General features: G+C 41.2%; 17 protein-coding genes. 7 read left to right on the top strand and 10 right to left on the bottom strand.

The window, feature by feature from the left end:
• Positions 1–207: 207 nt before the first annotated feature.
• Genes WA338_RS00950 through WA338_RS00930 form a run of 5 tightly spaced genes read left to right on the top strand, consistent with a single transcriptional unit; the run spans position 208 to position 4,237 of the window.
• On the top strand, positions 208–633 hold the full coding sequence (locus WA338_RS00950) for an ATP-dependent zinc protease family protein (protein WP_009778504.1): 426 nt from the start codon (positions 208–210) through the stop codon (positions 631–633).
• Positions 630–1,502, top strand: a complete 873-nt coding sequence (gene rimK, locus WA338_RS00945; RefSeq protein ID WP_009778503.1) for a 30S ribosomal protein S6--L-glutamate ligase — start codon at positions 630–632, stop codon at positions 1,500–1,502. Before WA338_RS00950 ends, rimK begins: the two co-directional genes overlap by 4 nt.
• A 2-nt stretch (positions 1,503–1,504) precedes the next feature.
• Positions 1,505–2,482, top strand: a complete 978-nt coding sequence (locus WA338_RS00940) for a succinylglutamate desuccinylase/aspartoacylase family protein (protein WP_009778502.1) — start codon at positions 1,505–1,507, stop codon at positions 2,480–2,482.
• The gene (locus WA338_RS00935; RefSeq protein WP_009778501.1) at positions 2,482–3,042 is read left to right on the top strand and encodes a 5-formyltetrahydrofolate cyclo-ligase; all 561 of its coding nucleotides are present in this window, start codon (positions 2,482–2,484) and stop codon (positions 3,040–3,042) included. Before WA338_RS00940 ends, WA338_RS00935 begins: the two co-directional genes overlap by 1 nt.
• Before the next feature lie 55 nt (positions 3,043–3,097).
• Positions 3,098–4,237: a sensor histidine kinase gene (locus WA338_RS00930; protein WP_272987127.1), complete on the top strand. Its 1,140-nt coding sequence runs from the start codon at positions 3,098–3,100 to the stop codon at positions 4,235–4,237.
• Between the two features lie 6 nt (positions 4,238–4,243).
• On the opposite strand, the gene WA338_RS00925 is transcribed toward WA338_RS00930, so the two are convergent.
• The 4 genes from WA338_RS00925 to ileS all read right to left on the bottom strand — a co-directional run bounded on the left by WA338_RS00925 (position 4,244) and on the right by ileS (position 9,385).
• Positions 4,244–4,849, bottom strand: coding sequence for a lipoprotein signal peptidase (locus tag WA338_RS00925; RefSeq protein ID WP_272987129.1), 606 nt, complete (start codon positions 4,847–4,849; stop codon positions 4,244–4,246).
• 33 nt (positions 4,850–4,882) lie between these two features.
• Entirely contained in the window at positions 4,883–5,434 is a 552-nt protein-coding gene (locus WA338_RS00920; RefSeq protein ID WP_273005311.1) for a hypothetical protein, read from the bottom strand.
• Between the two features lie 149 nt (positions 5,435–5,583).
• Entirely contained in the window at positions 5,584–5,967 is a 384-nt protein-coding gene (locus tag WA338_RS00915) for a TraR/DksA family transcriptional regulator (protein WP_009778497.1), read from the bottom strand.
• A gap of 7 nt (positions 5,968–5,974) precedes the next feature.
• Positions 5,975–9,385 (bottom strand): isoleucine--tRNA ligase, encoded by a 3,411-nt coding sequence (gene ileS, locus WA338_RS00910; protein ID WP_272987133.1) that lies wholly within the window; start codon positions 9,383–9,385, stop codon positions 5,975–5,977.
• A 304-nt stretch (positions 9,386–9,689) separates the two neighbouring features.
• Here ileS and WA338_RS00905 point away from each other — a divergent pair, with 304 nt between their 5' ends.
• Complete coding sequence (locus WA338_RS00905; RefSeq protein ID WP_272987135.1) at positions 9,690–12,236, top strand: cyclic nucleotide-binding domain-containing protein; 2,547 nt, start codon at positions 9,690–9,692, stop codon at positions 12,234–12,236.
• Between the two features lie 9 nt (positions 12,237–12,245).
• On the opposite strand, the gene WA338_RS00900 is transcribed toward WA338_RS00905, so the two are convergent.
• From WA338_RS00900 to gdhA, 5 genes are all read right to left on the bottom strand, one after another.
• Complete coding sequence (locus WA338_RS00900) at positions 12,246–12,731, bottom strand: hypothetical protein (RefSeq protein WP_272987137.1); 486 nt, start codon at positions 12,729–12,731, stop codon at positions 12,246–12,248.
• 21 nt (positions 12,732–12,752) lie between these two features.
• A complete protein-coding gene (locus tag WA338_RS00895; protein ID WP_272987138.1) occupies positions 12,753–15,158 on the bottom strand; it encodes a TonB-dependent receptor plug domain-containing protein in 2,406 nt (801 codons plus the stop codon).
• An 8-nt stretch (positions 15,159–15,166) separates the two neighbouring features.
• Complete coding sequence (gene recO / locus WA338_RS00890) at positions 15,167–15,883, bottom strand: DNA repair protein RecO (RefSeq protein ID WP_272987139.1); 717 nt, start codon at positions 15,881–15,883, stop codon at positions 15,167–15,169.
• Positions 15,883–18,156, bottom strand: coding sequence for a type IX secretion system anionic LPS delivery protein PorZ (gene porZ, locus WA338_RS00885; protein ID WP_272987141.1), 2,274 nt, complete (start codon positions 18,154–18,156; stop codon positions 15,883–15,885). The genes recO and porZ overlap by 1 nt, the downstream gene beginning before the upstream one ends.
• 115 nt (positions 18,157–18,271) lie before the next feature.
• Positions 18,272–19,615: an NADP-specific glutamate dehydrogenase gene (gene gdhA, locus WA338_RS00880; RefSeq protein ID WP_272987143.1), complete on the bottom strand. Its 1,344-nt coding sequence runs from the start codon at positions 19,613–19,615 to the stop codon at positions 18,272–18,274.
• A 208-nt stretch (positions 19,616–19,823) separates the two neighbouring features.
• Here gdhA and WA338_RS00875 point away from each other — a divergent pair, with 208 nt between their 5' ends.
• Positions 19,824–20,633: a THC0290_0291 family protein gene (locus WA338_RS00875; protein ID WP_009778488.1), complete on the top strand. Its 810-nt coding sequence runs from the start codon at positions 19,824–19,826 to the stop codon at positions 20,631–20,633.
• 10 nt (positions 20,634–20,643) lie between these two features.
• Here the strand turns inward: WA338_RS00875 and WA338_RS00870 are convergent, their stop codons facing one another.
• Positions 20,644–21,786: a cystathionine gamma-synthase gene (locus WA338_RS00870; RefSeq protein ID WP_009778487.1), complete on the bottom strand. Its 1,143-nt coding sequence runs from the start codon at positions 21,784–21,786 to the stop codon at positions 20,644–20,646.
• Positions 21,787–21,846: the final 60 nt, after the last annotated feature.

The raw sequence follows: 21,846 nt of genomic DNA, 5'->3' as shown, positions 1-21,846 counted from the left end.
ATCTCAAATCAAGCGATTAAGGCTTCAGTAAAGAACAAATTTTTATTTCAGGTTAGGCCTCAGCATATTAAACCCTTTGGCGCTGCCAAGAACATAGTATATTTACAGACCAATTGTAGCTCTTTATTACTGAATGATAAATTGTTTAACCTAGTTTTAAATAAGGTACTGCAAAAAAAGAAATATGCTTTTAGTAAATTGCAGAATATGGAAAAAGTAGTAATAGGCCGTACAGACCGCGCAGACTTTCCTGCACTGGGCATAGCAGATATCGATATTAAGATCGACACCGGCGCCTACACCTCGTCTATTCATTGCAACCATATACGTGAAGAAGAAAATGTGTTGCTTTGTACTTTTCTAGATCCCAAGCATCCGGAATATAATGGAAAAGAAATGAGATTTGAGTCGTATGATATTACCGCTGTTAAAAGCAGTAATGGAGAGATTCAATACCGTTATGTGGTACAAAGTAATATTCGCTTATTTCAAAAAGTATATAAAATTTCGCTTACCCTAAGTTCTCGTGAAGATATGCGGTTCCCGGTGTTGATCGGTCGTAAATTTCTCACCAAAAAATTTATTGTTGACACCGAATTGACCGATGTGTCTCACGCTCAAAAAGCCTTATGAATCTAAAGATATTATCTAGAAACTCTAATCTTTACTCTACAGCACGCCTTATTGAAGCTGCAAAAAAGCGCAAGCATAACGTAGAAGTTATAGATCCGCTTAAATGCGACTTAATTATAGAAAAGAAAAAACCTTCGGTTTACTATAAAGGCAGATACCTTTCTGATACCGAAGCGATAATCCCACGCATTGGCGCTTCGATCACCTATTATGGTACTGCTGTGGTACGTCAGTTTGAGATGATGGGCTGTTTTACCACAACCGAATCTCAAGCACTGGTGCGCAGTCGCGATAAATTGCGCAGTTTACAAATACTTTCACGTGCGCGATTGGGTCTCCCTAAAACCGTATTTACAAACTACAGCCGTGATGTTGAAGAGATCATCGATCACGTAGGCGGCGCTCCATTAATCATCAAATTGCTTGAGGGAACTCAGGGTCTGGGTGTGGTTTTAGCAGAAACTAAAAATGCAGCAGAGTCGGTTATTGAAGCTTTTAATGGCTTGCAAGCTCGTGTTATCGTTCAAGAGTTTATTAAAGAAGCTAAAGGTGCAGACATCAGAGCTTTTGTGATTGACGGTCAGGTTGTAGGCGCGATGAAGCGTCAAGGTAAGGAAGGAGAATTCCGTTCTAACTTACACCGTGGCGGTACGGCAGAAGTGATCACCTTGTCTGACGAAGAAGAAAATGCAGCGATTAAAGCTGCCAAAGCCATGGGGCTTGGTGTTGCCGGTGTAGATATGCTACAAAGTGCACGTGGGCCGCTTATTCTTGAAGTAAATTCTTCCCCAGGACTGGAAGGTATCGAGAAGGCTACAGGAAAAGATATCGCCAAAAGCATCATTCGATATATTGAACGCGGAATATAGTTATGACTGGTTTTGATGACAAGAATGTGCTGCACATTTTGGGTGAGAAAATCGCGCCCGGGCAAAAACGCACCTTAAACTTCAACTTAGCAAAACTGTACACCACCACTTCGGTAGAAGTGCCTATCATCATACAACGTTCAAAAAAGCCCGGTCCTTGTGTGTTGATCACTGCCGGGATTCACGGTGATGAGATCAACGGTGTTGAGATCGTAAGACAGGTGATTTCAAAAAAGATCAATAAGCCTGCTCGGGGTACTATTATCTGTATTCCTGTGATCAATGTGTTTGGTTTCCTCAATATGGAACGCGCTTTTCCTGACGGAAGGGATTTAAATCGGGTTTTTCCGGGAACGCAAAATGGCTCGCTAGCCAGTAGATTTGCCTATCAGTTTACTAACAAGATTTTGCCTTTGGCCGATTTCTGCTTAGACTTTCACACCGGTGGCGGAAGCCGCTTTAATGTGGCTCAAATACGCGTAGATCCTGACAAAAAAGAGCTGATGCCGTACGCTCAAATTTTTGGAGCTCCATTTATCGTGTATTCTAAGAACATCACAAAATCCTACCGCTCTACGTGCGCAAAAATGGGTACTCCTGTTTTGCTGTTTGAAGGCGGAAAATCTCAAATAAGCGATAAAGACATCGCTCGTGCCGGCGTTCATGGCGTTATGCGCATTTTAGATCATCTTAAAATGCTTGATAAAGATTTTGTAGTACCTGAGCAGACCAAAGATTCCATCATAATTCAAAGCAGCACCTGGCTGCGCGCGAAGTACAGCGGACTCTTACATTTAAAGAGCACCTGTGGAGATTTTGTAGAAAAAAACGAAGTGATCGCGACAATTACAGATCCCTACGGAACCTTTAGACACAAGGTAAAAGCCTCAAATGATGGCTATATCATCAACACCAATGAAGCTTCGCTTGTCTATCAAGGTGATGCAATTTTTCATATTTCAACAGCTTTAGTCGACTGATGAATAAATCTGATTATCGAGCAAAATATAAAGACTTGCGGGCGACGCTTTCTGCGGAAAACTGTGACGACAAAAGCCTTGCCATCGCCAATAACTTGCTTCAACTCGACATTTGGGATTTTGAATTTTATCATCTTTTCTTAAGTATTGAAAAGCTGAAAGAAATCAACACCGAATACATATTGAATATCTTAAGCGGAAAGGACAAAAACATTGTGCTTTCAAAAAGCGATTTTAAGTCTGCATCCATGACGCATTATCTACTTACAGACAGCACGCTGCTCAAAACCAATGCCTGGGGAATTCCTGAGCCGCAAAACGGCATTCAAATGCAGCCTGAACAATTAGATGTTGTTTTTATTCCGCTTTTAGCATTTGACAAAAGAGGAAATCGATTAGGCTACGGAAAAGGCTTTTATGATCGGTTTTTAAAAAACTGTAAGCCATCTTGTCTGAAGATCGGTCTTTCGTTTTTTGAAGCCGAAGAAGAACTCCCAACTAACATTGATGACATTGCCCTAACCCACTGTATTACACCAGATAAAATCTACACGTTTTAAACCAACAGGATTTTTTTCATTATATTCAACCCCCTTTTCAAACACGATTTAACCCATGTCTAAAAAAGCTCAAAATAGATTTTTTTCCTTTTTTGATAAAACGCCCAATCCAGAACCTAAGGACCAGGAGGAAAACTTTTTTTACGAGCAAATCGCTGCGATGGTTGGTGCCGGAAGTTGGCGCATCGACTTTGTAAACAAAAAGAGTTTTATAGATAAGCAAATGCGTAGCATTCTTGAAGCTCCAGACACCTATAAACCTTCTTTGAAGCACGCGCTGCATTTTTTTGATATGGACTATCATGACGACGTGATCAAAAGTTTTAACGATCTTTCTAACGGAACTCCGGTGTTTGACAAGGTGATTAAAATGATGACCTATACTAACAAATCCTTTTGGGCACACGCCATATCAAGACCCGCGCTTGACGCAAAAGGAAAAGTTATTGGTCTTAAAGGTGTTGTTGTGAATGTTGACAAAGAGAAAGAACGCGAACTTATGCTGGAAAAAGCTATCGAAACGGTAGAAGCCAACAACTCACGCCTGTTTACCTTTGCAGATTATGTGTCGCACAACATCAAATCGCACGTTAACAACCTGGAGCTCACCAGTCAGTTGGTTGATGTTACCAAGCTACCACAGGATCAAAAAGAGCTTTTTAATAATTATAAAGAAATTGCAGAAAGTCTTAACGGTACCGTTGCACGTTTAAATGAAGTGGTCTCTATACAAAGCAGAGCTTCAGAACCGCTTAAAAAGGTGAATTTAGAAGAAGCTTTTGAACGCATAAAGAGCAAACTGCGCCCGCTGATAGAGAAAGAAGAAGCCTATCTATATTCAGATTTTTCTGAAATCCCGGTAATTGAGTATAATCCGGAGTTTTTGAACAATATATTATACACGCTCATCAAAAACGGAATCCTTAATAAAAATGGGTCTCGCAAACCCGAGATCAAAGCCTACTGTCTTGAAAATAAAAAGAAACTTTCGCTAATTGTAGAAGATAACGGCAAGGGTTATGATTTAGGCCCTAATAAGGATCAACTTTTTCATATGACACGCAGTTCAGACAACACAAACAATAGTGAATCTGTTGGCTTGTTTATTGTAAAAAATGAAGTGGAAGCCCTAGGCGGAAAGATCGAAGTAACCAGTAAGCCAGGCTACGGAACTAAATTTACCATCACCCTTTAAGCGAGCTTATTCTAGATCTTTTGAAAAGGCACGCTTGTTAAATACCAGCAATAAACCTACTCCGGTACTGATCGCCATATCTGCGATATTAAAAACCGCATTAAAAAACGTAAAGTAATCTCCGCCCCAGATAGGTAACCAATCGGGCAAATAACCTTCCCAGATCGGGAAATAAAGCATATCTACCACACGCCCGTAAAAGATGCTGCTGTAACCGCCATCCTCAGGCATAAAGGTCGCGAGCTGGCCTGCACTGCTGTCGAATATAATTCCGTAGAAAATAGAATCGATAATGTTCCCAAAGGCACCGGCAAAAATGAGTGCGATCCCAACGATAAGAATACGCGAACTGTGTTTTTTTACACTGTCGTATAACCAATACCCTATAAGCGGAAGAATCCCAATTCTAAAAAGCGTAAGAATAATTTTACCATAGTTCCCGGGAATTTTAGCACCCCAAGCCATTCCTTCATTCTCAACAAAAAGAATTTTAAACCATTCAAAAACAACAACCTGCTCCTGTAACTGAAAATGGGTTTTTATATAAATCTTGCTTATTTGATCTACAAGCAAAACAAGAACGATAATGCCTACGGCCTTTTTTAATGACATGTGCTGTATTTAAGAGCGGTAAAAATACTTAATTTATTCAGACTGGCTTACGCTTATATCGCCATCCACGGTTTTTAAAACAAGTTCATAAAGCTGAAGCGGGCTTGAGGCTACGTCCACCGTTCCGTTGCGGCTAGAAGCTTTCACTGCTGTGTTTTGAGTCTCTATCGCTATTGCGCCTCGAAGGGTATTAACCACACCATTTCCGCTAAAATTTAAGAGGTCGACCCTTCCGCCGGAAAGATTTAAGTTTACATAACTGAACGCTCCCTGCGCTTCAACAGAAGCCAGTGAGGAATTTACCCACAATTCCTTGTTTTTGGGCAATTCAATATGCAATACCACAGAAAGCACTTTATGTGCTGCCAATTTATCGTCAAACGCCTTAAAACCTACCGATCTTCCAGTGGTGACGTATAACAATTCATTCTGAAGCCGGGTATCGATCTCAAGTGTCTCAAAGGTTTCTCCTTCAACTTCAGTACTGATGACAAGTTGGTCAGAATTTGTGGTTTTCACATAGATCTGAAAAACCTGGTCAGACTCAATAAAAATGCCTTTGAGTTGCCCTGCAGATTCTGTCAAGACCATTTGCTTTTGGGCAAATGCTACGCTCATTGCGCAAAACAAAACCACAAACAAATTCAAAATTTTTAGATACTTCATAAGCTGCTAGAAACAAAAAACGCTCCAGAATATTCCTGAAGCGTTTTTGTAAACAATAATGACGTGTCTTATTTCTGCATGTTCTTTGCTTCAATACTCAACGTAGCATGAGGAACTAACTTTAAACGCTCCTTATTGATAAGTTTACCGGTTACACGGCAAATACCATAAGTTTTGTTTTGAATACGGTTTAATGCATTTCTTAAGTCACGTATAAACTTTTCTTGACGAATGGCGAGTGCAGAATTTGCCTCTTTACTCATAGTCTCACTTCCTTCTTCAAAGGCTTTAAACGTAGGAGAAGTATCGTCAGTACCATTGTTACCGTCATTCATATACGCACTTTTAATAAGGTCAAGGTCGTTCTGAGCCTTATCAATTTTCTGCTGAATGATCACGCGAAATTCTTCTAATTCCGCATCACTGTAACGTTCTTTAGTGTCTGTCGCCATGTGTTGTTTACTGTTTTTTTATAGCCAGCTTTGTTTCTACATCGTCAAATGCTATAGCTATACCGTTAGTAACTTGCTCTGCAACGTCGAGTTTTGCGGTGAGCGTTTCCATTTTAATGTATTCTAAGTTGTCGTTAACGGCTTGCTCGACCTTACCGTCACGTTGTAATTGTACTTCAATTTTATCGGTCACCTCAAATCCTGAATCTTTTCTCAAATTCTGAATTCTGTTCACCAATTCTCTTGCGATACCTTCGTTCTTCAATTCGTCTGTCAAAGTAACATCGAGTGCCACTGTAAGTGATCCACTGCTTGCAACTAACCACCCCTCAATATCTTGTGAAGTGATTTCTACGTCTTCGGGCGCCAAAGTAACACTTTTTCCATTAATGTCCACAGTGATTTCCCCCTCATTTTCAATTGTTGAGATATCCTTGGCGGTCATCGCATTAATTGCATTAGCTACCACTTTCATATCTCGACCAAAACGCGGACCTAAAACCTTAAAGTTAGGCTTGATATTTTTTACCAAAATACCCGAAGCATCATCGATCAGCTCGATCGCTTTCACATTTACTTCTGACTTGATCAGGTCTTGCACAGCCATAATTTCTTCGCGTTGTGCTTCATCAAGCACCGGAATCATAATGCGCTGCAAAGGCTGACGCACTTTGATTTTTTCTTTAGCGCGAAGCGAAAGGGTTAACGATGAGATCGTTTGTGCCTTTTGCATTTTATGCTCTAAGCTCGTGTCTATAAACGCGGTATTGCTTTCAGGGAAATCTGAGAGGTGTACACTTTCTGCAGCTTCCTTGTTGGTTAATCCATTCAGATCTTTATACAAACGATCCATAAAGAATGGCGCTACCGGAGCTCCTAATTTTGCCACGGTTACCAGACATTGATAAAGCGTTTGATAGGCTGAAATTTTATCGTGTGCATACTCGCCTTTCCAGTAACGGCGGCGGCTTAAACGCACAAACCAGTTGCTTAAGTTTTCTTGAACAAAATCTGAAATTGCACGTGTAGCTTTAGTAGGCTCGTATTCTGAATAGAATTTCTCTACCTGCGCGATCAATGTGTGTAATTCTGAAAGAATCCAACGGTCGATTTCAGGTCTGTCTTTCCATTCAATATCAGCTTCCGCATAGGTAAAATTATCCAGATTAGCATACAGCGAAAAGAATGAATACGTGTTATACAAAGTTCCGAAGAACTTACGCTGAATCTCTGTAATTCCGTCTAGATCAAACTTAAGGTTATCCCAAGGATTCGCATTACTGATCATATACCAGCGCGTCGCATCAGGACCAAAGGTATTAAGCGTCGTAAACGGATCTACCGCATTACCCAAACGCTTAGACATCTTCTGACCGTTCTTGTCTAAAACAAGTCCGTTTGAAACTACATTTTTATACGCAACATCATCAAAAGTCATCGTTGCGATGGCGTGAAGTGTATAGAACCAACCGCGGGTCTGGTCAACACCTTCTGCGATAAAGTCGGCTTTTCGCCAGGTTTCTTCAACCATTTCTTTATTCTCAAAAGGATAGTGCCATTGCGCGTACGGCATACTTCCGCTATCAAACCATACGTCAATCAAATCTGCTTCACGACGCATAGCTTTTCCGCTTGGCGAAACCAGTTTGATCTCATCAACCACATTTTTATGCAGGTCTATCAAATCATAATTTGCTTCGCTCATATCACCCGGAACAAAATCTGCAAATGGATCGCTGTCCATCACACCGGCTTTTACAGCTTTAGCAATTTTTTCTTTTAGTTCGGAAACCGAACCAATAATGATTTCCTCTTTTCCATCCTCAGTTCTCCAGATTGGCAATGGAATTCCCCAATAACGCGAGCGCGATAAATTCCAATCGTTAGCATTGGCCAGCCAGTTTCCAAAACGGCCTTCACCGGTTGCTTTTGGTTTCCAGTTTATGCCCAGATTCAACTCGTGCATACGATCACGCACATCAGTTACTTTGATGAACCAGGAATCTAACGGATAATATAAAATAGGCTTATCGGTACGCCAGCAGTTTGGATAACTGTGCACATACTTTTCAACTTTAAAGGCTTTATTTTCTTCTTTGAGTTTAATTGCGATCTCAACATCTACACTCTTCTCTGGTGCTTCGCCGTCGTCGTAATATTCGTTTTTCACATACTTGCCGCCAAACTCTTTCAGTTCAGGACGGAAACGCCCTTGCAAGTCTACAAGCGGCACCAAATTACCATTCTCATCTTTCACCAACATCGGCGGAATTTGAGGCTCGGCTTGTTTAGCCACCATCGCATCATCTGCACCAAAAGTTGGTGAGGTGTGTACGATACCGGTACCGTCTTCGGTAGTTACGAAGTCTCCCGCGATCACGCGATACGCATCCTGTGGATTGTCGTGCGGCTGCACATAATCGATCACCGGCTCATATCGCAATTCTAGCAATTCGCTTCCTTTAAATTCAGAAAGGATTTGATAAGGAATCTTTTTATCTTCTTCACTGAATTTTGCGAAATCCTCCTCACTTTCTGCAGCAAAGAATTTCTTAGTGAATTGCTTTCCCACCAAAGCTTTTGCGCAAACCACCTGAATAGGCTCAAACGTATATTGATTGAAGGTTTTTACTAAAACATAATCAATCTTCTTACCAACCGTCAATGCTGTGTTTGAAGACAAGGTCCACGGAGTGGTCGTCCAGGCCATCAAGTATTTTGATCCGTCAAAAGCAGCAAGCGGAGAAGCTTTATAGGTCTCGTCCTCAACCACTTTAAACTGTGCGGTTACCGTAGTATCGGTCACATCCTGATACGTCCCGGGTTGGTTAAGTTCGTGCGAACTTAAACCGGTACCCGCTTTCGGTGAATACGGCTGTATTGTGTAGCCTTTGTAAATAAGACCTTGATTGTAAATATTCTTAAGCAGCCACCATACGGTTTCCATGTATTTTGGCTTGTAGGTGATGTAGGGATCTTCCATATCTACCCAATATCCCATCTGCTCGGTAAGGTTGTTCCACACATCAGTGTAGCGCATCACCGCATTTTTACAGGCTTCGTTGTATTCTGAAACGCTGATCTTGGTACCGATATCTTCTTTGGTGATACCCAATTCTTTCTCCACACCAAGTTCTACCGGAAGTCCGTGGGTATCCCAACCGGCCTTACGTTTTACCTGCTTTCCTTTCTGAGTTTGAAAACGGCAAAAAATATCTTTGATCGCACGCGCCATAACATGGTGAATACCAGGCATTCCATTTGCAGATGGCGGACCTTCAAAAAAGATGTAAGGTTCGTTGCCTTCACGCGTAGAAATACTTTTTTCAAATATGTCGTTTTCCTTCCAATAGGCTAAAATTTCCTCAGCCACTTTGGGCAGGTCAAGTCCTTTATATTCAGGGAACTTTGTGCTCATGATATGCGTTTTCTAATAAGTGTGCAAAATTACGGAATTTAGATTAGAAAAAAACCTATAAAAAGAATGCCTTAACATAGTAGCAAGCTGTTGTGAAGATGCGTACTCAAAATGCCCATTTAGATTTCCGAAAAAGCAGCACGCGCGTTAACCAAAGTGACACATTGCCGTGTTTTATTGCCAAATCACAAAAAACAAATATGACAAATTTCAATATTCATAAAAATGCTGCGTGAAGCAGTACCTGAAGCCGTTTTTTGAGTACAAAGCGATAATTTGTAAAGGACTTAAAACATGCTATCTATTGAAAACACTTGCTGCTACTAAAATTTCGCTTGAATTATTACAAGAGCTGTTGCCTACCGGCCAGTTGGTTTCTCAACACAAAGGCGCCACACTTTGCACCATTCATAAAAAAGTAAAACACCTCTATTGGCTTATTGAAGGCAGTCTTGACTTTTACACGCAACATCAAAATGCAGAACAAGAAGTGCAGGTTGCACATAGCGACACCGTTTTTACCACAATAGGTTGGAATGGTTTTTTTGCACCGGAGCGCTATACCTTTAGCGCAAAAATTGCCAGTGGGCAAGCCACTTTTTACAAAGTGCCGATTACCGATTTTAAAGCAGATCTTGCAGAAGTGAACACGTTGCTCCTTGCGGTTTGTCAAACCAATTACCAACTGCTTAAAAATGCATTGAGTAAGCAGGCTTCTTTGCTGAGGCCTCAAAGTTTTCAAATTCCTAAAGACGAACACTTTTACCTCAATCCTTCCATTGAAAAGTCAGAGATCATTCACTTGATGCGGCGATCACCATTTCTTGATCAGTTTTCTGAACCTCAATTAAACAAACTCGCAAAGCTTGTTCAACGCCGTGATTATGAGCCTAGCGAAATCATTTATGCGCAAGACAGCGCTTCAGAGGGTTTATACATTTTAATACACGGCGAGGTGGCCATCAAGCGTATGGAAGGCAAAATTGACATCAGCCAGCGCAGTATTTCTAATTCCGGATTTATTTTTGGTTGGTCCTCGCTGCTCAACCTTCCTGATATTTGCAACGCCATCACCACTGAAAAAACAGCGGTATACTTTATCAATCATCTGGATTTGCACCAACTTCTGGAAGAAGATGACCGACTCAAAAAACGCTTTTATCACCGCCTCATTTGGCTTATTGGCAATCAAATCAACGCAGCGTTTATTCGGTATACTTCGCTTTTAGGCAAACACAGCATTGATGCCGTTTATCAATTGATCGAAAATAACCGCTCGCGGCTTACCGTGAATTCGGGATTGCATTCGGTATTTCATTTGTTGAAAGATCAAACCACCAAAGCGCTTGCGTATGAAACCTTACAGAATTTAGTTACGCAGGGCTCAAGCCTAGAGCGACACATCGCATCGCTGAGTCTCGAGTTTTTAAAACACGATCGGCGTGAACATCAGTTTAAAAATGCGTTGCGCAGTATTTATGAGGCTGTCGCCGAAAACAATCCAGAAACCAGCCCGCAACACAAACGCAAAGCTTGTGCGCAAGCCACACGCGAAGCATTAAAACAGGTTATGGTACACGTGGAAGGTTTAGAGAATCTACCTGAGGATTCCGGGCATATATTTATTTACAACCACCTATTAAATCATCCATTTTACACACTGAATAATCAATTTCAGATCACTTTAGACTCGCATTTTATCAGCGTTTTACTTGATGATAAATACGGTGAACCCGGCATACGCACGGTGCGCATCGCGCAAGGTCAGGAATACGGACATCAAAATTATTATGAAAATCTAGGCTACATTAACGTGTACACCAAAGAATCTGAACTGCCGGAAGCCGCTGCTAAAACCAGCAATCGCAGTATTTTTTATACGGCTGCAAGCGAATTCTTAAAAAACAAAAAGAATCTCATCATCAGTCCGGAAGGTACTTCGTACACTTCTGAAGAATCTCCCGGAGCTTTTAAAACGGGCGCCTTTAACCTCGCTCTAAATCTCAAAACCGAACCGCTCATCGTCCCGATCGTTTTGGTGAATTTTGATAAACGCATCAACGACACCTTGTTTTACTGCAACATCCTGAAGCCTTTTAAAATGAGTGATCACGTGGCTAAAAACGATCCTATTTTGGTCAAAGCTTTTGTAGAAGACTATCAAAAAAAGTATGCCGACTATGTGGCCGAAGCTCGCGAAAAAGTAAAAAGGTTGATGACCAGTAATTTTTCGGCGGTGCCGGAAGAAGAACCACCGGTAATGTGGGCCAACGAGATCAAACGCCTGCGTCGTCGTGTTGAAAAACTGAAAAATCAAGAGGACTTGTACGTTTTCTACGGAAGTTCTTCGGTGCGGTTATGGGTGCATATGCAAGAAGATCTTGCGCCCATGCACACATTAAATCTGGGATTTGGTGGCTCTACGTATGCCTGGTGTTTGCACTATTTTGAGGAAATCTTTCAAGATGTGAATCCGTCGAAGCTAATTCTATATGCCGGTGAAAACGACATTACTCAAGGCCGCACACCACTTGAAGTCTTAGCCGACTTTAAAGAGCTTACCAAAGCGGTAAAGGCAAAATATCCTAAAGTTCCGCTGGCGGTGATCAGCTTAAAACCCAGTGTAGAACGCGCGCATCTCATCCCGCAATTTATGGAGCTTAACGAACTGCTTTCAGAATATGTGATCACCGGCTTGGATGCGCAGTTCATTAACGTATTCTCACAAATGATCTCGCTAGACGACAAACCCAATCCCGAACTCTATATGTCAGACGGCTTGCACCTCAACAAAAAAGGTTATGCAATCTGGAGTGAGGTGATTAAGCAGGCATTGCAAAAGCCGGTTTAAAATGAAGGTTTACTCCAAAGATCTATAAGTGATTTTACTCTGATTTTGTTCGTACCTGAAAATTACTTTGATCTCAAAATCTTTCTTATTCCAAATGATAACGAGCGGCTTTTCTTCAAAAGTACCCTCACGAAGATCGTGTTCTGATTTTGTTAGACGTTGCTTAAATTCAGGATTAGAATCATCACTCGTTTCGCTAATTAAAGTAGTTTTAGTTGCCACCCAGATATGATCTGGTGCGCCATACTGTGCTACCAATGAATTGAAGGTTTTAAAATTTAAAACTTCAAGTAAATGAACCGTTATTGAATGAACAACCTCTCTATCATCTTTATAAATGCTCAGACAGTTATATTTTGAATCATAAAACGACCTGTAACTTGAATCCTTTTCTAAAAAATATGTGCCATTTTGAAAAGGTTCATTTATAAACTCTTCCCCGATACTAGATGCTGCATAAGCAATAGAGTTCCTAAGTAATGTTTCAAATTTCATTTATAATTGATTGATAAAATCCTAAAACGTATACTTCAAAGCCATAATTAAATTACGTCCCGGTGCTGAAATGCCTGACGAATAGGGACGATAGCGTTGATCTGTGATGTTTTCTAAAGCTGCAGTCGCTTTCCAGTTTTGGGCGATCTGGTATTCACTGTATACATTCAAAGTGTACCAGCGCGGTGAATACGGATTACCATCAGTATCCAGCGCGTACAAATAAGCGTTGCCCTGTTGCGATGGGGCGAGTTCGTCATAATCAAATTGCCCGTTATATTCTGCAGAAGCGTCAAACTTCCAGCGCTTCATACGGTAAATCAGGTGCGTATTTCCAAAGAGTGGTGCAGCGTGTCTCAACGGCGCATCGCTGCCATCATCTTCTTCCTGACTTCCTTCAGTAACTGTGACCTGAGAGGTGAGTTTAATGTTTTTGGTAAATAAATATTCTAAACCGGCTTCAACGCCATACACCTCAGCACTTGCAGCATTTTGAATTGCCTGTACATTACTCGGCTCGCCTTGATAATCTACGGTTGTCTCCCCGTTTAGACTAAAATCACGACGCACAAGTGCATTGTTCAAATGCGTGTAATAGGTTGCCACATCCAGACGTAACTTTTCATCAATACGCCACGCGGCACCCAACTCGGCATTATATGCATATTCTGCTTTAAGATCGGGATTAGGCACCACCACAGACCCGGGTTCGCTGTCAAAGATTTTCCCGATATCATCAATATTAGGCGCTCTAAAGGCTGTGCCCAGATTCAGTTTAAGATTGAAATTTTCTGCCGTTTGCCAATTCAAGCCGGCGTTTCCGGTGAAATTTCCGAAGCTTACATCTGCCTTTTCAAACGGAAAATCATAAAAGTTATCATCAAAAGTCGCATCGATCAATATATGATTGTACCGCACGCCTGTTTGCAAGGTTAAACTTTCAGCCAAATTGAACTGTCCGCTTAGATAGGCTGCCAGTGATTGCCAGCTGGAATCATCAGGGTAGCGGGTTGCAGTTGCTGCCTGGTCGCCGGTGTTGATATCGGTTTGCTTTCCGTAGGAGCCAATTTTGTTATACACATATTCCAACCCATAAAACAACTGATTTGAGTCCATTTTCTTAGTAAAATCAAGATCCAAAGAATAGGCATTCACCTGCTCTTGCGTGGTGAATAAAGTAGTTGCTCCAAAATCACGATCGTTTCTACTCTCTTCAAAATATTGAATTGCCGCAGTAAGCTTGGCATCGTCATAAAAATCGCCGTTTCCTTTTTTATCGATTTGAAGATTTCCCATAAACCACAATTGCGGTCCGTAATACCATTCTGCAGAACGCAGCTGCCCATTTCTAGTTCGTGTAAGCCTGTCGTAGCGCGCATAGTCTGAAGTATTGCTGTAATGCAACCCAAGATTAAAATCCCAAATACTGTTAGGCATATAGCGTATTTTTTGGGTAAGGTTGATCATATCAAAACCGGTAGGCGTTTGCACATTAGGATCGTCATTTTCTACCACCGTATCCACACCGTTTTGTGTCACCACAAATTCGGGACGCAGGTAATCTTCGGCCCCGTGACTTCCCATACGCAGATCGTCAAAATCAGAATAGCTTACGCTGGTTAAAAATGCCCATTTCTTAGCCCCGATATTAAAATCAACGTGACCTGTTTTTTCATTGTTTGCAGTTGCATATCGCGTAAGCGCCATTCCTGAGAATGCGGTACCTTCTTCAAAAGAAAAGGCCGGTTTTTTAGTATAAAAATTCATCACACCCCCTACCGCGTCACTACCATACACCACAGATCCCGGACCTAAAATAACTTCGGTTTGATCAATGGTAAAAGGATCGATATTAATCACATTCTGAAGGTTTCCTGATCGAAAAATCGCCGTATTCATACGCACACCATCTACCGTCAACAACAATCGGTTTGTTGAAAAACCACGTATCATAGGGCTACCGCCACCCAACTGACTTTTTTGAACAAAAACCTGCCCGCTCTGACTAAGAAAGTCTGCCGCTGTTTGCGGATTTTTAAGTTCGATATCTTCAGCATCCAGACTTACTATTTTTTGAGCGATATCCTTAGATTCCTGCTCAAATTTTGACACTGAAAGCACCACCTCGTTAAGTTGGTTCTCGTTATCATCCAGATAGACCACATTACCTTCAGCAACGATTGCCGCCTTTGTAGTTTTTAAGGTGATGTGGGATACGTGCGTGATAAAAATAGTCTCAGATTTTGTGAATGCCGATACATCAGCGTTTCCTTCTTCATCACTTACTACATAGGTTGCCTTTGAGGTATTGTAGAGCGCGGCATTGGCTACCGGCGCTTGGGTGTCTTTATCCAGCAGTTTGATCGTTTGTGCGTGAAGGGTGAATGAAAAGACACAAAAAAGCAACAAAGTAAGGGGTAATCTCATAAATGTGGTTAGTTAAATAATGCGGTTAGCACCGCAAGTGACTTTGGTTTTTTAAAGCCGTGTAAATGTAATTCATAATACGCGAGCAGCATATTCACAAAGTCTGCGCGTCGTTTTTGGTTCAGTTTTACCGTAGCAAGTGCATCAAAATTTATACCCAAGAGCTGTTTGAGCGTATGTAAATTTTCTTCGGAAATACTGTAAAAACTTTCAACAGGTTCAAATATTCCGGTTTCTAAGTTGAAGTGTGCGTGATGCAACTCTGAAGTATCCGGATAAAAACCTAAATATTTGGTCAATTCTAACAGAAACAACAGATGAAAATTTGCTGTTTGTTCGTGTAGATCAAACCATAAAAATGCGTGTTCTAAAAAGGCATATAACGCTCGGTTCTCTTCTTCCTCTTGAATCGCATTACGCAGCATTTCTGAAAGAAAAAGCACCACACTTGACTTCAAAACATCGGTGTGTAAACTCACGTAGGGTTGAATCACTTTAGCCTCGCGTATACTCTCGAGTGTTCCTTTGTCCTTATGCACTGCAACCAACTCCAACTGACTTGCAGGCTGAAACATCGCCGTGCGCAGTTTGCCTTTTTTAGACTTTAAAATACGTCGTAGAATGTAAGATTTGAGTCCGGCTTCTTCTGTAAAACAGCGTACAATAAGATCTGCTTCCCCGTATTTAATTGCCGAAATGACTATAGCTTTTGTAGTTACCAGCATTAGCGAATGATCATAAGTTTGACGATTTTGGTCTCCACGGCATCCTCGGCAGTGATCATTATAAAATAAACCCCGGAAGCGACACGGTATCTTCCAAAAGCAGTTGTATCCCATTGAATGCTTCCACCTTCTGAAACTTCTTCATAAACCAAATTTCCGTTTAGATCGGTGATTTTCACATTGGCGTTTTCAGTTAGTCCATCGATGGTAACACTGCCGGTAAATGAGGGGCGCACAGGATTAGGAAAAACCCGCGCATTTTCCAAAGTTTCTTGCGGTGCAACTGCAGTACCCAAAAAAGAAACCAAGCCCAGAGGAGTTGCAAAATAAACTTCTCCAGAATCTTCATCAATGCTTATATCTTGAATATTATTTGAAGGAAGCGGCGAATTTGTAGTATTAAATTGTTGTAAGGTTTCCTGACCATTGGCACTGAAGTAAAACACACCGCTAGACACGGTTCCTACCCATTTATTATTGTTTCCGTCTACAGCGATGGCTCGAATAACTTGGTCATTAAGCAATTCTACAGCGCTTCCTGATTCTTCAATAATTATAGGCTGCGTTTGAATTTCGGCATTTTCAAACATCTGCGCCGGGTTAAAAAGCCGCCGGAGCCCTAAACTGGTACCAATCCATAACGCGCCATTATTATCTACAGCAAGCGACTGCACATTATCAGACGGTAAATTAGACCGTTCAGCATTGAGCAGCCTAAAGCTATTGGCATCCGGATCGTAACCGATGAGGCCTCGGTTTGAAGAACCAAAATAGATATTTCCTAATCTGCCAACCACCAATTCAGAATAGCCATTTACAGCATCAAAGTCAGGCAAAATGGAAGCGATCGAGATACCTTCAATCTGATTTCCTGTTTTGCGTGCGAGTGCATTTTCGACCAAGCTGTTGGTTAACCATAAAACACCATTTCGGTCAAAAGCAGCTCCGTTTATACGCACATCAGACGGCGCAAAAGGGATATCACTTAAGCCACTGTTGGTTTCGTCATACAGCTGCAAAGGCACTTCTTCTACAATTTCAAGGAGACCGGCGTTAAACGAACTCATAAAAACCTGAGTCTGGTCTTCAGAATTGTAAGTGATGTTGGTGATGCTGTTGGTTTCTAACAAGTCATCAAACGGAAGATTATACCAACCGGAATCCACCACAAAATGACTCAGTCCGCGCTGTTTTAATGGAAATGGATTATAAGTATCTGAATAATCACCATAGGCCACCCAAAGTTGGCCCGGCGCGGCTTCAATACTAAACGGATCATTGCGCAGTGGACCATCTGGCAACACCTGAAGCGCTGCCGTTGCATTTGATGTTGAAGAAATCAAAAGCCCATTAGCTTCAGTACCTAAATAGATTTGACCTTGAGAAGTTAATGCAACATTGTAGGTGTCTGGATATTCTGCAATAGTATTTATCGTTGTTGTCAAACTTCCGGTAAGATCATAGATCAAAACTTGGCTACCTAAACTTATCGTGAGCGCGTCTTCTGAAGCTGAAAAAGAAACCGGAAGTTGCGCTAAATTAGCTGCCAGGGTAAAGCTGTTTCCGTCAAAACGCTGTAAGCTTTGATCGCTTTTTACACCCCAAAGCGCATCAGCAAAAGTTTGAATACCTTCCCAACCCGTAGGATCTAAAGTTTCCCAATTTTGAAAATCGATCAGGTTATCATCGGCCACCAATGCGCGACGCAGCCCGCCATCAGGTGAAGCCGCATAGATATAATCGCCAAAGATTGCCGTTTGTTTGATATTGAGACGCGCTCCGTTATTTCCTATAAAATAAGAATCGTCAAACTCCAGACGCGAGAGATCAAATAGAGAAATGCCAAAACCTGTAGCGATATACAGCGTGTTGTCCTGCTCATCAAAACTGTTGATGCTTTTTTCTGAAGGAAGAATCGCCGGCTTATCGCGAATAGCTACCAAAGTTGTCACTGTAGCATCAGGTTGCACTACATCTATGAGTCCGGAGGCGTAGCCTACAAATAAAATACCTGTAGCGTCACTATAATGAATGGCGCTTATCGCTTCGCCCGCGAGGCCTTGCACTGTAGAAAAAAGACGCGTTTCATTGGTTTGCAAATCATAACTAAACACTGAATTTTGTGCTGCCGCATAGATTTGGGTATCGGCTTCAGCAAGGGCAGTAATGCGATTGTAAGAAAAATATGCCGTCCACGCTTCTGAATATTCCTGAGCAAAAGCACAGCAACTATTCAGCAGCAAAATAAACAGATATAAGTTTTTTTTAATCATCAACGATGCATTAGCCACAGGTTAAAAATACAATATAACCCAGAGTAAGCTTATAAAAAAAGGCTTCGGTTAACTCCCGAAGCCTTTGGCTAAATCTTTTATGAAATCTAATGTTTTATACGATTCCCTGAGCAAGCATGGCATCTGCAACCTTAACAAAACCAGCGATATTCGCTCCTTTTACGTAGTCTACAAACCCGTCTTCCTGCTTACCATACTCCACACACGCATTGTGTATATCGTACATAATCTCATGAAGCTTTTTATCTACTTGCTCTGCAGACCAGTTGTAACGCATACTGTTTTGAGACATCTCAAGACCAGAAGTCGCTACTCCTCCTGCATTAGAAGCTTTACCGGGAGAGAATAAAATCTTATTTTCTAAGAATACTGAAACAGCATCTGGCGTACACGGCATATTTGCCCCTTCACCTACTGCCATTACACCGTTCTTCACCAGCAATTGAGCATCCTCCTGATCTAATTCATTTTGAGTAGCACAAGGCAATGCGATATCACATTTGATTCCCCATGGTGCTTTACCTTCATGAAATTCTGCTTCAGGATACTTCTCTACATATTCCTTAATACGACCGCGACGCTCGTTTTTAAGTTCCATCACAAAAGCGAGCTTCTCTTTAGTAATTCCGGCTTCATCGTAGATAAATCCGTCAGAATCAGAAAGCGTCACCACTTTTGCATCAAGCTGTGTTGCTTTTTCTGCTGCGTATTGCGCCACATTACCAGAACCGGAGATCACTACTGTTTTCCCGGCTAATTTCTCACCTACGTTATTCAACATATATTTTGTGAAATACACGTTACCATAACCCGTCGCTTCGGGACGAATTTTAGAACCGCCATAAGACAACCCTTTTCCGGTAAGAATACCCGTAAATTCATTTTTGATGCGCTTATACTGCCCAAACATATAACCAATCTCACGACCACCAACTCCAATGTCACCTGCAGGCACATCAGTATTAGGGCCAATATGACGGTACAATTCGGTCATAAAGCTTTGGCAAAAACGCATAACTTCGGCATCGCTTTTTCCGCGAGGGTTAAAATCAGAACCTCCTTTACCACCACCCATAGGTAATGAAGTAAGGCTGTTTTTAAACACCTGCTCAAAACCTAAGAATTTTAGGATACTCAGGTTTACCGAAGGGTGAAAGCGAAGTCCACCTTTATAAGGTCCTATCGCAGAATTAAATTCTATGCGATACCCTTTATTTATTTGCGTTTCTCCTTTATCATCTACCCACGGTACTCTGAACAAAATAGCGCGTTCTGGCTCAACCATACGCTCTAGTAATTTTTTGCCTTGGTATTTTGGGTTATTTTCTATAAAAGGAATAACAGTTTCTGCCACCTCCTGCACTGCCTGAATAAACTCTGGCTCGTTAGGATTAGCTTTCTCAACAGAATCAACAAAATTTTTAATGCTATCTGTCATTATAATGTTTTTTTGAATTTATAATTTTAAATGCTCTAAGGCGGTGCAAATATATGATATTGATAAAAATTAGTATCTAAATTTTAGAAATTCTTAATATACATACCTCATTTTTATTATATCTATTATATAATTTACAACAGAAATACAATCTTAGGTTAAAACTGCATTTTTACTATCTTTGTTGCATCTTAAGTCCCCAAACCTAATGAATACCAAAATTTTAGTTGCGGTATTAATACTCTTTCTGGCAATACCTTCAGCAGCCAGATCACAGTTCGCTTTTTCTAATGAAATTGGTGTGATTGCTGGTCCCCTACTTTTTCAATCCGATTTTGGACTTAGAAATAATTATGACACCAATATAAATAACCAAGGTCTCGGGATAGGCCTTGTTCATTATTTCAACTTCGCGTATCGTGCAGACTGTAACTGTTATACGAGAGACCGCTATTTTAACGATCATTTCAAACTGCGTTCTGAAGCAGATCTCCACTACACAAATTTAACTCACGAAGGATATGAGTCTCAAAAAGATTCTCCAGAAGGTCAAGATTTAAGAGACCATAAAGGAAGCTCTCTTGTTTTTGAATTGGGAATGCAACTTGAATATTTCCCGTTGAGTATTAGAGATTTTCAAGCAGGAGCCTTTAAAATTGCACCATATATAAGTTTGGGAGCACATTTTGTCTCTTTTAAACCTGAGTATTCTTCGGTGCAGGATGTACCGGGCGCATCACCCGAAGACATCTACTTTGACCGGTTTTTGATAGGAGATGGTGGTGAACTAGGCGGAATAAGCGATGCTGCAGGAACAACGTGGGCATTAACCGGAAGTGTAGGCATTAGATATAAACTAACGATACTTAGCGATATCAACCTAGAATTGAAATATCATAAATACCACTCCAACTGGGTAGATGGTCTAAATCCTGATCCTGAATTTTACCCACCTAACAAATACGACGATTCTATCGTATGGCTAACAATAGGTTATATCTATTACCTGAATTTTTAAACGCGCTCGCTTAAGCCAAAGCCTGCTCTAAATCTGCTAAAAGATCGTCTGCATCTTCGATACCAACACTTAAACGTATTAAAGAATCTTTGATTCCTGTTTTTTGACGCTCTTCTTTGGGTATGCTTGCATGTGTCATACTCGCAGGATGCCCCGCTAAGCTTTCTACACCTCCCAGACTTTCGGCAAGAGTAAATACCTTTAATTTTTCTACCACCTCAACAGCACCTTCAAGGCTGTCTTTTTTTGTCGTAAACGAAACCATTCCGCCGAAGTCTTTCATTTGCTTCTTGGCAATCTCGTGATTGGGATGTTCTTCAAAACCGGGCCAATACACCTCATCAACTTTTGGGTGCTCTTTTAAGAACTGCGCAACAGCTTTACCGTTTTCACAGTGTCGCTGCATACGCACGTGCAAGGTTTTGATTCCGCGTAACGCAAGAAAGCTATCCTGAGGTCCACAAACAGCACCGCTTGCATTTTGAATAAAATATAATTTATCGGCCAGTTCTTTATCTTTCACGATCAAGCCACCCATAACCAAATCGCTATGTCCACCCAAGTATTTGGTGACGCTGTGCATCACAAGATCAGCGCCCAAATCTAAAGGCTGTTGCAAATAGGGCGTTGCAAACGTATTATCTACAGCCAATAAAATCTTATGCTTTGTGGCTACTTGAGCTACCGCTTCAATATCAATAATATTCATCATTGGGTTGGTAGGCGTTTCAACCCAGATCATTTTGGTTTTCTCGTTAATTGCAGCTTCAATTGCCGAAGTGTCCTGCATACTCACAAAATGAAACTTCAATCCAAAATCTTCAAAAATCTTGGTAAATAATCGGTACGACCCGCCGTAAAGATCATTAGTTGAAATGATCTCATCTCCCGGTTTAAACAATTTTAAAACCGCATCAATAGCTGCCAAACCAGAGCCAAAAGCCAAACCAAACTGACCATTCTCTAAACTGGCCAAAGCATCTTCAAGTGCTTTACGCGTTGGATTTCCACTGCGTGAATATTCAAAGCCTTTGTGCCCTCCCGGCGTTGATTGCGCGTAGGTAGACGTCTGATAGATAGGCGGCATCACGCTTCCGTATGCAGGATCTGTATTGTGTTGACCGCCGTGAATGGTTTTGGTATTGAATTTCATTTTCTTAATCTTTCATTAAATCTATAAGTAAATGTAGCAAGCCAAAGACCTTTTCCCAAA

This window comes from Leeuwenhoekiella sp. CH_XMU1409-2 (assembly GCF_037029365.1).
GTDB lineage: Bacteria > Bacteroidota > Bacteroidia > Flavobacteriales > Flavobacteriaceae > Leeuwenhoekiella > Leeuwenhoekiella blandensis.
Note: the sequence above shows the minus strand (reverse complement) of the source record. Positions and strands in the feature narration are given on the sequence as shown.